The 13,160-nt window shown below is 33.2% G+C and carries 13 protein-coding genes; 4 read left to right on the top strand and 9 right to left on the bottom strand.

Features of this window, described 5'->3' with window-relative positions:
• The first annotated feature begins 67 nt into the window (after positions 1-67).
• From NH26_RS00180 to NH26_RS00170, 3 genes are all read left to right on the top strand, one after another.
• Positions 68-1,162, top strand: a complete 1,095-nt coding sequence (locus NH26_RS00180; protein WP_044228663.1) for a DUF819 family protein — start codon at positions 68-70, stop codon at positions 1,160-1,162.
• Between the two features lie 138 nt (positions 1,163-1,300).
• Positions 1,301-1,930 (top strand): NAD(P)H-dependent oxidoreductase, encoded by a 630-nt coding sequence (locus tag NH26_RS00175; RefSeq protein ID WP_052432289.1) that lies wholly within the window; start codon positions 1,301-1,303, stop codon positions 1,928-1,930.
• 165 nt (positions 1,931-2,095) lie between these two features.
• Positions 2,096-2,815 (top strand): hypothetical protein, encoded by a 720-nt coding sequence (locus NH26_RS00170; RefSeq protein ID WP_139262733.1) that lies wholly within the window; start codon positions 2,096-2,098, stop codon positions 2,813-2,815.
• 60 nt (positions 2,816-2,875) lie between these two features.
• Here NH26_RS00170 and NH26_RS00165 read toward each other — a convergent pair whose 3' ends face one another.
• From NH26_RS00165 to NH26_RS00130, 8 genes are all read right to left on the bottom strand, one after another.
• Entirely contained in the window at positions 2,876-4,033 is a 1,158-nt protein-coding gene (locus NH26_RS00165; RefSeq protein ID WP_199880215.1) for a bifunctional alpha/beta hydrolase/OsmC family protein, read from the bottom strand.
• A 94-nt stretch (positions 4,034-4,127) separates the two neighbouring features.
• A complete protein-coding gene (locus NH26_RS00160; protein WP_044228748.1) occupies positions 4,128-5,495 on the bottom strand; it encodes an aldehyde dehydrogenase family protein in 1,368 nt (455 codons plus the stop codon).
• Position 5,496: 1 nt separating this feature from the next.
• Positions 5,497-6,237, bottom strand: a complete 741-nt coding sequence (locus NH26_RS00155) for a gamma-glutamyl-gamma-aminobutyrate hydrolase family protein (RefSeq protein ID WP_044228673.1) — start codon at positions 6,235-6,237, stop codon at positions 5,497-5,499.
• The gene (locus tag NH26_RS00150; protein ID WP_044228677.1) at positions 6,230-7,390 is read right to left on the bottom strand and encodes an iron-containing alcohol dehydrogenase; all 1,161 of its coding nucleotides are present in this window, start codon (positions 7,388-7,390) and stop codon (positions 6,230-6,232) included. The genes NH26_RS00155 and NH26_RS00150 overlap by 8 nt, the downstream gene beginning before the upstream one ends.
• 2 nt (positions 7,391-7,392) lie before the next feature.
• Positions 7,393-8,751: a glutamine synthetase family protein gene (locus tag NH26_RS00145; protein ID WP_044228679.1), complete on the bottom strand. Its 1,359-nt coding sequence runs from the start codon at positions 8,749-8,751 to the stop codon at positions 7,393-7,395.
• Between the two features lie 163 nt (positions 8,752-8,914).
• Positions 8,915-9,268 (bottom strand): carboxymuconolactone decarboxylase family protein, encoded by a 354-nt coding sequence (locus NH26_RS00140; RefSeq protein ID WP_044228682.1) that lies wholly within the window; start codon positions 9,266-9,268, stop codon positions 8,915-8,917.
• Entirely contained in the window at positions 9,268-9,849 is a 582-nt protein-coding gene (locus NH26_RS00135) for a TetR/AcrR family transcriptional regulator (protein WP_044228685.1), read from the bottom strand. The genes NH26_RS00140 and NH26_RS00135 overlap by 1 nt, the downstream gene beginning before the upstream one ends.
• 104 nt (positions 9,850-9,953) lie before the next feature.
• Positions 9,954-10,163 carry a hypothetical protein gene (locus NH26_RS00130; protein ID WP_044228687.1) on the bottom strand — a complete coding sequence of 70 codons (210 nt, stop codon included), beginning with the start codon at positions 10,161-10,163 and terminating at the stop codon, positions 9,954-9,956.
• A 319-nt stretch (positions 10,164-10,482) separates the two neighbouring features.
• On the opposite strand from NH26_RS00130, the gene NH26_RS00125 reads away from it, so the two are divergent.
• Positions 10,483-11,052 (top strand): YceI family protein, encoded by a 570-nt coding sequence (locus tag NH26_RS00125; protein WP_044228690.1) that lies wholly within the window; start codon positions 10,483-10,485, stop codon positions 11,050-11,052.
• A gap of 342 nt (positions 11,053-11,394) precedes the next feature.
• On the opposite strand, the gene NH26_RS00120 is transcribed toward NH26_RS00125, so the two are convergent.
• Positions 11,395-13,041 carry an AMP-binding protein gene (locus NH26_RS00120; protein ID WP_044228694.1) on the bottom strand — a complete coding sequence of 549 codons (1,647 nt, stop codon included), beginning with the start codon at positions 13,039-13,041 and terminating at the stop codon, positions 11,395-11,397.
• Between the last annotated feature and the right edge of the window lie 119 nt (positions 13,042-13,160).

Here is a 13,160-nt window from a genome sequence, read left to right as displayed (position 1 = left end):
TATTCACTATTAAAAGATAACTACCTTTGTTGAAATTTTTTTTCAGCATATGTACCAAATAGTCTTTATGATTTTAGTTCCTTTAATTTTAATTATTGGAACTAAAAAATTTCCCCTTCTAGAAAAAATAGGCACTGTAATTATTGCCTACGGTATTGGAATTGTTATCGGTAATATTGATTTGCCATTAGATGTATCCATCACCAATACAATAATTGAAGTATCTGTGCCTCTTTCTATTGGTCTAATACTTTTATCTTCTAATATACCCATGTGGATTAAAGAGGCTAAATCTACTTTGCTTTCTTTTTTCCTATGTTCTTTGGGTATTACCATTTCTTCTATAATTGCCTTCTTTATTTTTAAAGAGGATGTAGCCAACCCCCACATTATATCTGGTATGTCTATTGGGCTTTACACAGGAGGCACTCCTAATATGTCTTCTATAGGTATTGCTCTAAATGCAGCTGAAGATACTTTTGTACTCATGAATACTGCCGATTTACTCCTTGGTGGGGTATGGATGCTGTTTTTAATCAGTATCGCTCAAAAGGTAATTGGTAAAATTCTCCCGAAATATCAATCTTTAGCATCGAATCAAGTCAATCATATTGACAATCCAACCTTTCAGTCTCCTAATCTTATTAGTATACTTAAGGCTATTGGTACAGTGGTTATTATTCTAGGTGTTTGTGTTGGTCTATCCCTACTTATTTTTGACCGTATGGATGCCATCTTTATTATTTTAGGTGTCACTTCATTAAGCCTTATCGCTTCTTTCAATAATAAAATACGCAACATTAAAGGGAGTTATACCACTGGTGAATATTTTATTTTACTCTTCTGTCTAGGACTGGGAAGTCTATCTAATTTTAATGAATTTATTAATAGCGGTGGTGTCTTTCTTGCTTACACTTTTACAGTGATGAGTTTAGGTATTCTCTTCCATTTGATATTATCAAAAATTTTTAAAATTGATACCGATACTTTTTTGGTTACTTCGACTGCTTGTCTTTACGGACCTGCTTTTGTTGGCCCTGTTGCCAAAGCACTAAACAACAACCATGTAGTTGTCTCTGGTATGACTGCAGGTGCCTTGGGGTATGCTATTGCTAACTATTGGGGGATATTTATTGCTGAAGTTTTACATCAACTATTTTAAGTTATTCTACTTTTTACCAAAGGGTAATTTTAAATACCATACGTAAAAGAAAACTGTAAAACATTTGCTAATACTATTAGTTTCTTTAATATTGCAACATTATTTGTTTAAACACCTATTATCGAAAAAACACTTATTATGAGTATTATAGAATCATTAAATTGGCGTTACGCTACAAAAAAGTTTGACTCAACCAAAAAATTGGATGAAGCAACCGTCAATACAATTCTTGAAGCAGGTAACTTAACTGCATCATCTTACGGTTTACAACCTTGGAAAATTATCGTTGTAAAAAATGAAGACGTAAGAAAACAATTGGTAGAACATTCTTGGGGGCAAAACCAAGTGGTGGATGCTTCTCATTTAATTGTTATTGCAAGACACAGTGCTTTGTCTGTAGACGATGTGCAAGCCTATATTGATAATATCGTTAAAACAAGAGAAATTCCTGAGGAAGCTATCGCAGATTTCAAGGGAATGATGGTCAACACCGTTTCTTCAATCAACGATCAAGACAAAGACGTATGGGTAGCAAAACAAGCTTACATTGTTTTAGGAAACTTATTAAATGCCTGTGCTGAACTTAAAGTAGATAGTACACCTATGGAAGGTTTCCTACCAGAAAAGTACGACGAAGTTCTAGGTTTAGCAGAACATGGCTTAAAATCTACTGTGGTTCTACCTATTGGATATAGAGCAGAAGATGATGTATATCAAAATCTGAAAAAGGTAAGAAAGCCTTTGTCAGAAAGCGTGATGTATATTTAAGAAGGATAGATAAAATCAATTTTATAAAAAAATCTCATGTAAAACACATGGGATTTTTTTATGTCTAATAAGCCCAAAAACTGACCGAAAAGCGCTATATTATAGGTAATAATTTCCTTTACCCCACAAGTCCAAATTTATATTTGGATCTTGATATTTATTACAATGAAAAAGCTTTTCTTAATATTAACGATTTGCTTTACCTTGCTCAACTATCAAAATTTATTGGCCCAAAAACTAGAAATAGGTATTGGTAGTAGTGGTTTTATACCCACAGGTAATTTTGCTCAAAAGCTCACCACAGAATTTAGCTGTGGACTATCATTAAATGCCCTTTATCAAATTCCTAAATCGCCATTTTTGATCGGTATAAACTTTGAATATAGTATCATCGATCAAAAAACTTTGCACCACCTTTACAGAGTCAAAGAATACAAATCACATTCTAATGCTATTAATTTTAATGCACTATTCCGGTTGATGTCTCAACAAGGTACACTTCGCCCTTTCTTTGATATTCAAATGGGCCTACGATCTGTCAACACAAAAGGGGATTTTATTTTTGACTCCTACTTTAACCATTCCGATAAACATCAAAATGTAAACATGAACAATTCTACTTTTTTAGGTTATGGATTGGGTGGCGGTATCAGTATTTATCCTAATCACAAGTTCGGTATTTTACTAGGTTGTAATTACATGGGATCATCCAATCTATCTTTTGTAGATGAAAAACAAATTGACAATCAATCTACTCAAGGGTGGGATCAATTACTCGAAAAGGGATTTGATAAATATGCTCAAACAGTTCAAGCCAATTATTTCAACCCCTTTATAAAATTAAATTTCACAATTAATGCAGGACCTTCTTATGGAAAAAAATAGAGGTGCTTTGATCAACACCTCTACATCTTGAAAAAGATAAATTTCTACTACTTCAATTTATTATTCTTCCAATAAATCTGTAATGATAATTGGATTATTTTCAAGCGTACGATGCACAGGACATTTGTTTGCTATCTCCAATAATCTTTGTCGTTGTTCATCGCTTAAGTCTCCTTTTACTTGAATATGACGATACAGTTTATCTAATTTCGCTGTTCTTTTATTTGTTTCATTGGCATCCTTTAGGTATTCTCTTTCATGATTTAAATGAACATAGACTTCATCTAAAGGCCATTTTTTATGATTAGCATACATTCTTAAAGTCATTGCTGTACAAGCACCTAATCCTGCCAATAAAAATTGATACGGATTCGGCCCTAAATCTTTCCCTCCGTCTTCTATCGGTTCATCAGCAATTTGATGATGCTTACCTGCTTTAATTTCTGTAATATATTGAGTTGTACCAATTCTCACTGCAGTTTGATGTTGAGTGACCAAAGGATTATCGTTAGTCATATTGACATACCTTTCTGACCAACTACCGATCATTTCTCCAACATAAGCAGCATTTTCATCATTCGTTAGAAAATGATTGGCTTTATCTAAACTGATAAAACTCTTAGGGTGGAAAGACAATTGATATATTGTTTCTGCATTATTGATATGTACGACATCATCAAAAGGAGAGTGAAACAATAAGATAGGTAATTTTAATTGCTTGATATCTGAATGGAAAGAATTGGCTACTAATTTTGTGGCTAGTTCTTCTTCAATTTTCAACTTGTTTTTACCCAACTCAAATTTCGTCATTGTCTTCAGCTTTTTGATTCGACCTTCTAGTTGATCTTTCTCTACTATGCCTGAAATGGAAACAATGCCTTCTAAAGATTTCATTTCTTTTGCTGCTATCAAACAAGCTGATGCTGCAATAGAATGTCCTATTAATAATTGAGGGGCTTTATAATTTTCTTCTAAGTAATTCGCTGCATCTAATATATCATTTATGGAGGCGTTATATTTTGCATTACCCGTTAATTTCCCTGTAAAATCAATAGCAAAAATGCCTATTCCTTTTTGATTTAAACTTCTAACAATTGCATCCGAGGCAAAAGTCTGATCTGAAAAAGCATAACAGTGAACAAAAATAGCATATGCTAATGGCTTCTCATCTGCCGGTAAACTTAACTGAGCTGTGATAGAACTGCCTGATCTATTCAAAAAATTAATGGTAGTGGTTAACATTAAAAAGGTTGGTTAAATGTGTTTCTTTGAATGAAAAAAGGGTTCCTCAATAATCCATATTGAGGTAGATTTATGGTTTTCGCCAATGGTATGCCTTCGGCTTTGTAAAAATACGTATTCCCTGGGAAGATAAGGTACTACCAATACCAGAATTTTTCCTTCCTGACCATGGAACATTCGGACTTACTCTATCGCAACAATTCCAATAGACTGTTCCTGTATCCAATCGATCTAGAAGTGCATACGCTCTTTCTTTATCATTTGAAAATACGGCAGCCGTTAATCCATAAGAAGTATCAGACATCAGAGAAAAAGCTTCTTCATCATCTGTTACTTTTTGAATACCTATCACAGGGCCAAAAGACTCGTCTTTCATAAGGCTCATCGTATGATTCACATTTTTTATCACGGTTGGTTCAAAATAATATCCGTCCCCTGTAATTCTATGCCCTCCTATCATCAAAACAGCCCCTTTTTCTAAAGCATCATGTACTTGTTCTTTCAAAAAATACAATTGATTTTTTCTCGTTAATGGTCCAATAAAAGTATCGGCTTCATGAGGGTCTCCTATTTTATAGGAGGCTACTTCTTCAACAAACGCTGTAGTGAATTCATCATATATTTTTTCGTGTACATAGATTCTTTCTACTGCACAACAACTCTGTCCATTATTATAAAATGCTCCTTCTGCAGCATTAATAGCCGCTTGTTTTACATCCAAAACATCCTCCATCACATAAAGAGGATCTTTACCTCCTAATTCTAATTGGATAGGGACTAACTTTTGAAAGGTTTTATACGCCACATGTAACCCCACTTTGTGAGAACCTGTAAAGAAATATCCATTTAAATCGTTTTGTAATAAAAACTCCCCTACTTCAGGGCCTCCTATCATACAATGAAAAACATCTTCTGGAACACCGGCTTCATACAATAATTCTTGGAATTTCAGCCCAGTTAAAGTGGCATATTCAGAAGGTTTATAAGCTACCGAATTACCCGCTACCAAAGCATATAAAAATACATTGTAACCCACATTGTAGGGAAAATTCCAAGCAGATATATTGGCAATCACTCCCAAAGGTTCATGTACAATTTTTTCGTAAGTACCTTCCAGGTTAGGCACAACTTCTTCAGCCAATGTTGTAATAGCATATTGTTTGAGATGCTCAATTCTATTATTGGCTCCCTTAATTTCGTTATAAGATTGGGTGATAGGTTTTCCTGTTTCGTCTGTTAAAATATTTGCAAGCTCATCAATATGTTTTAGGACAAGCGCTCCAAATTTCACAATACAATCCAACCGGTCATGAATACTTCTCTTTTTCCATGCCTTCTGACCAATACGAAGGTGATCCAATTTATCGGATAATATGTTTCTTGTGTCTTCTTCAATTGTTGCTAATACCATCCCATTTGAGGGACTAATAATATCCATTTTACTCATGAGAATGTTTTAAAAATGATTGATATAATGGTTGAGGGTTAATGACAGTTTCTTTCAAAGTATTCGAGAATTCTGGATGCCATTGCACACCCATCACTTTTCCTTTAGGATATTTCTTGCTTCCGAATGCTTCTATTAATCCATCTTCAGAAAGCGCCCAAATTTCTAAATCTTTTCCGAGGTCTTTTATGGCCTGATGATGAATCGAATTGACTTGAACTTGATGATCAAAGGGGTAAAGATCATATAGGTGTGTTCCTTTATTTATTGAAATCGAGTGATACACTTGATCATATTTTACAGCAGATCGATGTACTAAGGAGGCTGGTCTTTGTGTAATAGTATCTTGATAAAGTGTTCCTCCAAAATAGACGTTCAAAAGTTGAAAACCACGACAAATTCCATAGATGGGCAGTCCTCTCTTTAGTGCTTCCTCTATTAAAAATAATTCGTATTCATCTCTGTAGGCATCGCCTTTCCATGGTCCAATTGGAGATTCTTGATAGGTTTCAGGAGCAACATCTACTCCCCCTTGCAGTACTAACCCTTGCACCTGATCTAATATTCTTATCACTTTGTCTCTTTTAAGATCAGGCAATAAAATTGGTAGTACATTGTCTTGAGCCACATATTCCATCATTTCATTTTCAACATAAGAAAGTGTTTTTGGTCCAAATGTAGGCCTAGATATATCAGGGTACATAAAACAAGAAGAAATACCTATCTTAATCATAATGTAATGCTTTAGTATAGATTTCTCTAAAGTCGTCTTCACTAACCACTTTAGGATTACAAGGAAGGCAAAAATCCTGAATAGCCAATTGTGCTAATGGAGCTATATGTTCCTCCTTCACTCCTTGTGAAGCTAGATTAGACGGTAAATTTAATTGCTCATTGATAACATGAATTGAATCTACTAAGTTCTTACCTTGGTTAGACCCTAAACTCATCGTATAAGCCATGATATTGTATTTATCTTCAAATCCTGTTTGGTTATATTCCAAGCCAAAAGGTAAACAAATGGCATTCGCTAACCCATGGTGCATGTCTAATAAACTAGATAATGGGTGAGCCAAACTATGCACCATACCTAAACCTTTTTGAAAAGCTACAGCCCCCATCAGCGAGCCTATCATCATTTTTGAGCGTGAAAATAAATCTGGAGAATTGGTAGCACTAACAATAGAATTACCTATCATTTTAATTCCTTGTAATGCTATACCATCACACATGGGGTTAAACCCTTTAGATAAATAAGCCTCCATGTTATGCGTAAGAGCATCCATTCCAGTGGCAGCCGTAATAAAAGGCGGTAAATCCAACGTTAAGTTAGGATCTGCAAATACTATTTTAGCTAATAATTTTGGTGAGAATAGAATTTTCTTTTGTTTGGTGACATCATCAGATATTATAGCAGAACGACCTACTTCACTACCTGTTCCAGAAGTGGTTGGAACGGTAAAAAACAAAGGTACTTCTTCCGTCACATATTGATCACCTCCAATCAAATCATCATAATCAAAAAGGTCTCTATGATGATTGATACTTAATGTAATCGCTCTTGCAACATCCATAGCTACTCCACCACCAATGCCAACAATAGCATCGCATTGATTTTCATTATAGAGTTCCTTTCCACCTAAAACATCTGATTTAACAGGGTTTTTATGCATTCTATCGTATACCGTCACTTTAAAGTGAGCATTTTCTAGTTGGGTAATTAACTTTTTAAAGAATGGTAATTGATGAACAGTAGCATCTGTTACTAACATAGGATGCTTTATATTTTCCTCTTTAAGGCATGGTGCAAGTTCTTGAATTACTCCAACACCAAATCGAATTTTAGTGGGAAAATTATAGGTATATGTTTGATGTATATTTAACATGATCAAATGATTTCAAAATAACGTTTTGTTTCCCAATCTGTCACCTCATTCATGAATTTTCGCCACTCCCATTCTCTTGATAAACAAAAATGTTCTACGAACTCCTCGCCAAAGAATGACTTGATTAAATCAGAGTTTTTCATGTTCTGAGTTGCTTCCCATAAGTTGGTAGGTAAAGTGCCATGATCCGTATTTTTATAACCATTACCAATAGTCTGAGGTGTGCTTAAAGTCAAATTGTTTTCTATACCATATAATCCAGCTGCCAAACAAGCAGACATGGCTAAATAAGGATTTACATCTGACCCTACAACTCTAGTTTCCAACCTCGACGATTTTTCTCCAAATGGAAGGACTCTCAGTGCCGTTGTTCTATTATCTACCGCCCAAGTTAATGTAGTAGGTGCCCATGCACCTTCTACTAACCTTTTGTAGCTATTAATAGTAGGTGCTAACATTGGTAATAGAAGCGGCAAACAATGTAATTGACCCGCGATATAAGATTGCATTGTTTTAGAAATACAATCTTTTTCATTGATATCAAAAAACAGGTTTTGCTGAGCATCTTTATCCCATAAACTTTGATGTATATGACCACTACAGCCTGGTAACTCTTTATTTTGCTTTGCCATAAAACTGGCTATAATCCCATGTTTATAGGCTATTTCTTTTACAGCTGACTTAAACAAAGTGGCTCTATCGGCTGCTAACACAATATCGCTATATTGTATAGCTGCCTCAAAAACACCAGGCCCTGTTTCTGTATGTAAACCTTCCAATGGAATATTAAACTCTTCTAATAGATCGAATAAATCGTGAAAAAAATCACTATTCTCGGATGATCTCAAAATAGAGTAACCGAACATTCCCTCTGTTAAAGGAGTTAGGTTTTTAAACTCCTTTTGATGCAATTCTGAGGTTGTTTGCTGATAATTAAACCATTCAAACTCTTGAGAAAACAAAGGAGTAAAACCCATTTCTTCTGCCTTAGCTTTTACTCTTTTTAATAAGGCTCTCGGACCAACAGTAGCTTCATCATTATTTTCTTTACTAAAATCAGCTAGAAAAAAAGGTAAATCATCTTCCCAAGGAATTTGTCTAAAAGTGGTCGTATCAATTCTTGCAGGCATATCTGGATAACCCGTATGCCAACCAGTCACTTTAGCATTATCATAGGACTCATCTACCATATCCCAACCAAAAATAACATCACAAAAACCAAAGCCACTTTCAAGAGACGAAATGAACTTTTTAATGTGCATGTATTTCCCTCTCAGGACACCATCAATATCGACAATAGCTACTTTAATTTTGTTATGTCTACTATCTTCTAGTAAATCAATAATTTCTTGCTTAGTCATGTAGGGTTAGTTTTGGGTGATTTATTATTGAACTTCAATTCATCAAATTCAAGTTCATAATTGATGTCATTACAACATATATATAAATTAGTAAGAATTGGGTGAAAAAAAAAGAGACAAATTTAATAATTCATCTCTCTTTTCGTAATATCATTGGAAATATCTATGCATTCTCTTTTTCATCAAATAGGGCTTCTAGATATTCTACAGCTCTTCTTAGATGAGGTATAACTATTGTTCCTCCCACTACATTACCAACAGCCATACCTTCGATAATTTGTTCTTTAGTATAACCAACTTCTACACATTTTTCTAAATGATATTTTACACAATCGTCACATCTCAAAACAAGTGAAGTGGTTAAACCTATCATTTCTTTTGTTTTAGCATCTAATGCTCCATCATGAAATGTTATGGTATCTAAGCTAAAAATTCTCTTGACAACCTTATCTGCATTATCAATTACCTTTTTGTTTTGTGCAGATCTTCTATCTCTATATTCTTTTAATAAATCCATTAGTCTAATATTGTTAGATGAAAGTTAATCATATTTTCTAATACCGATGCCTCTTGATAAACTCTTCTGGAAACGTTTATACCGTTCCAAAAATTTATTAGGTACTGAGCAATATCTTTAGAAGAATGTTCAGAAGAAAACTGTTCATTATTTTTAGCTTTCTCGATATATTCTTCAAAAAGTAATTCTAATTTCACAATGTAAAATGAAGCTTCTTTGACAATTTGAGGGTTTTGTCCTGCAAATTCCATAATTGTATTCCCAAGAATACACCCTTTACAATTATCTTCATTATTGCTATCAATAATACTTTTAAAAAGGAGTTTTATTTCATTTAAAGGTTGATCAGATGTCTTTAATTTATCTTCAAATGCATTTAAAGCTTTGGTCTCTAATTGCTTTAACCCTTCAATAAATAGTTCTTCCTTCGAATTAAATTCGTTGTAAAGACTTCCCTTGTTCAATTGAACTGCTTTGAGTAACTCGACAGTACTTGTTTGTTCGTATCCTTTTTCCCAAAACAATTGAATTGACTTATCAAGTACTTCTTCCCTGTTGAAAATTTTTGGTCTCCCAGCCATAATTGTAATTTATTTACTGAGTCAACTGACTTTTGTTACACTTGTTTTTTTGCAAATAACCTATTTTTGACTGAACTGTCAAAATTTAAAATAAAAAAAAGACCTTAAAGGTCTGTAGATTCGCTCTGATCGGTATTGTGAGCATCGTTGTAAATTTTAAACGGCAATGTAAAACAGACTGTGATTAATATGGCTTGTAATATTAATACAGCTTCTTTACTTAATGGTAGGTTGGGTACCAAAGAATAAGAAATTACAATTAAACCTAAAACTGCAATTGCTAGTAATATGTAATATGCCGTGATCTTATTCATTTTGTTAGATATGTGGAGTAAATTAATGTATGTACCCTTTAATATAACGATTCAAATTGTATTAAACCACACTTACATAAGAAGTTATAAGACATTAAACAAAAATTACCATCCCATTTCTCTCTTTGTAAGTATAGATGTCATTATCCCTATTTTCTAAGTGATTACTAAATATTCTTCTAAAACCTACATAAAAATTGAACCCTGTTTAAATGTTAAATAAAGTTAACTAATTCATTTTTAAACTTTATTTGTTGGAACAAATATTATATATACATATGTTTGTAGTGTAATAAAAAAACACTTAAATTTTATACTTATGAAAAAGCTTACTCTTACACTTTCAGTATTGTTATTTACTTTTGTATCTGTTTTTGCTCAAAAGATTTCAACAGAACATTCAAAAGTAAACTGGACAGGATATAAAGTGGTAGGTTCAAACCATACAGGAACTGTTGCTGTAAAAGATGGTGAACTAAAAATAAAGAAAGGACAAGTTAAAGAAGGTACAATTGTTATCGATTTAACATCTTTATCTTCAACTGACCTTGAAGGAGAATGGCAACAAAAATTAAATGGGCACTTAAAAAGTGATGACTTCTTTAATGTAGAAAAACATCCAACTGCAACGTTTACAATTAAAGAAGTTGCTCAAGAAGGTGATGTACACAAATTAAAAGGTGATTTAACTATTAAAGGAGTTACAAAAGAAATTGCTTTTGATTCTAAGTTAACTAAAGAGGGTAAAGCACATGTTTTAGAAGGTAAAATTAAAATTGATCGTACTCAATTTGGTTTGAAATATGGGTCAAATAATTTCTTTGATGATTTAGGTGACAAAGCCATTGCCGATGAATTTGATATCGACTTTAAAGTACAAACTATATAATTGTAGTTTACTTTCGATAGATGAAACACTCCTATTTTTTAGGGGTGTTTTTTTTATGAAAATTGAAAATAGACAGCACTATTTTGTAAAGAATCTTTTTGTACTTGAAGTTTTAAGATTTGTTTTTCAATTTCTTTGATCTGCTTGGTATTTTCAGATTCAAAGCTAAACTTGTTTATATTACAAGAATAGAAAACGATTGAGACGAGAAGGAGAAATAGAATTTTCATTATTGCAAAGATTTTTGTTGATTCATTATAAGGACATTATAATATTCCATTGGTTGCATATCAACAAAAAAAAAGTTTGAAAGAATTCTCATCTCTCAAACTTTTTTCAATATTATTCAAAAATCACTGTATCATTCTTAGCAAACCATTCACTATAAAACGGCTGATGAATCTTTTCTAAATTATTCCTCTTTAATTTGAGTGTTGGAGTCAATAAACCATTGTCTATCGTCCAGTCTTCCTTCATAACAATCAATTTGGCAATTTTCTCATAATTCGGAAGGGTAGCGTTTAACGCTTTTAAAGTTTCACTTAAAGAGTTACTCAATTCTTCTTTTGCTACAGCTTTACCGTCTTCAGAAGGTATGACTAATGCAATTGGCTGAGGGATACCTGTACCTACTACACAAACTTGCTCTACAAAATGGTTATCAGATAGTGGCAATTCTAAATGATTAGGAGAAATATACTTCCCTTTATCTGTTTTAAATTGATCTTTCACCCTACCTACAATTGATAGGTAACCGTCATGATCATATTCCCCTAAATCACCCGTTTTTAAGAATCCTTCTTCATCAAAAAGTTCTTTTGTCTTTTCTGGCTCCTTATAATATCCTAAGGTTAAACAATCACTTTTTACTCTTACTTCTCCTTCCTCTGAAAGCTTGGTTTGAATATGATCGTATTTTAATCCAACAGATCCTATTCTATTCATGCCAGGGAAGTTCATATGAGATACACAAACATCCTCAGACATACCGTATCCTTGATTAACATCAATACCTAATTTCTTAAACCACTCTTGTAAATCGGGAGAAATTGGGGCTGCACCAGAAATGACAGAAACAGCTTCTTGGAAACCTAAAGCCGTTGTAATCTTCTTTTTAATGACATTATTTATAAAAGGTATTTTTAATAACAAGTCTAACCTGCCTTGTGGCATTTTCTTTAAGATACTTTCCTGAAATTTTTGGAAAATTCTTGGCACAGCAAAAAACATATGAGGCTTTGCTTCTGCTAAGTTTGCAGGGAAAGATTCTAAAGATTCTGGAAAGGCAATTGAGCCCCCTAAATACAAACCAATAAATTCATATGCTGCTCTTTCTGCAATATGTGCTAAAGATAGAAATGCAAAGAATCTCGGGTTTTTAGGTAAATCAAAATGATGTTCAAATTCTTTTACAGCAAATTCAACACTACCATATTTATGCATTACTCCTTTAGGATTACCTGTTGTTCCTGAAGTATAAAGAATCGTCATTAAATCATCAGAACCCGGTTGATAAATATCTGATAGAGGAGCATTTTTCTTCACTAATTCATCCCAACCATGTGTTTCTTTTACCCCATGCATTTCAACACCAATTCTTGGAATATCTACTGCTTTCACCCCTTCTTCTTGAGATGCATAATCATCTAGTTTTCCAATAAAGACTGCTTTAGAATCTGAATGTTCTAAGATCATCTTTATTGTATCTTTATCCGTTGTTGGATAAATAGGAATACTTACGCAGCCTGCCATAAGAATAGCAAGGTCAGCCATAATCCAATGTGAACAGTTTTTTGATAAAAGAGCAACGTGACTCCCTTTTTCTATACCCATATTATGTAGGGCAGTAGCCATTCTTCTACATTGTTCTCCGGCTTCTTGATAAGTAACAGTTAATTTTTCTCCATGGATATTCTGATGTAAAAACGGAAGGTTAGGAGTTTCTGACTCCCATTTTTTAAATGCGTCAAGTGCTGAGATAAAAGTCATAGTCTGTGTGTAAAAATTAAGTGAGTGTTTACTATTTGTAAAATATGAACTAAAGTTGTTTTTAATTTAGAATTGAAGAATTCTATTTAAAATAAGTTGTACCTAATATAATTTGCAAA

The sequence above is a fragment of the Flammeovirga pacifica genome, from assembly GCF_000807855.2.
Classification (GTDB): domain Bacteria; phylum Bacteroidota; class Bacteroidia; order Cytophagales; family Flammeovirgaceae; genus Flammeovirga; species Flammeovirga pacifica.
Note: the sequence above shows the minus strand (reverse complement) of the source record. Positions and strands in the feature narration are given on the sequence as shown.

Coding starts and splice junctions, on each gene's coding strand:
- NH26_RS00145 (WP_044228679.1), bottom strand. CDS start 8,751: ATGACTAAGCAAGAAATTATTGATTTACTAGAAGATAGTAGACATAAC.
- NH26_RS00170 (WP_139262733.1), top strand. CDS start 2,096: ATGAAAAAGCTTTTCTTAATATTAACGATTTGCTTTACCTTGCTCAAC.
- NH26_RS00175 (WP_052432289.1), top strand. CDS start 1,301: ATGAGTATTATAGAATCATTAAATTGGCGTTACGCTACAAAAAAGTTT.
- NH26_RS00120 (WP_044228694.1), bottom strand. CDS start 13,041: ATGACTTTTATCTCAGCACTTGACGCATTTAAAAAATGGGAGTCAGAA.
- NH26_RS00155 (WP_044228673.1), bottom strand. CDS start 6,237: ATGATTAAGATAGGTATTTCTTCTTGTTTTATGTACCCTGATATATCT.
- NH26_RS00135 (WP_044228685.1), bottom strand. CDS start 9,849: ATGGCTGGGAGACCAAAAATTTTCAACAGGGAAGAAGTACTTGATAAG.
- NH26_RS00130 (WP_044228687.1), bottom strand. CDS start 10,163: ATGAATAAGATCACGGCATATTACATATTACTAGCAATTGCAGTTTTA.
- NH26_RS00160 (WP_044228748.1), bottom strand. CDS start 5,495: ATGGATATTATTAGTCCCTCAAATGGGATGGTATTAGCAACAATTGAA.
- NH26_RS00125 (WP_044228690.1), top strand. CDS start 10,483: ATGAAAAAGCTTACTCTTACACTTTCAGTATTGTTATTTACTTTTGTA.
- NH26_RS00180 (WP_044228663.1), top strand. CDS start 68: ATGATTTTAGTTCCTTTAATTTTAATTATTGGAACTAAAAAATTTCCC.
- NH26_RS00140 (WP_044228682.1), bottom strand. CDS start 9,268: ATGGATTTATTAAAAGAATATAGAGATAGAAGATCTGCACAAAACAAA.
- NH26_RS00150 (WP_044228677.1), bottom strand. CDS start 7,390: ATGTTAAATATACATCAAACATATACCTATAATTTTCCCACTAAAATT.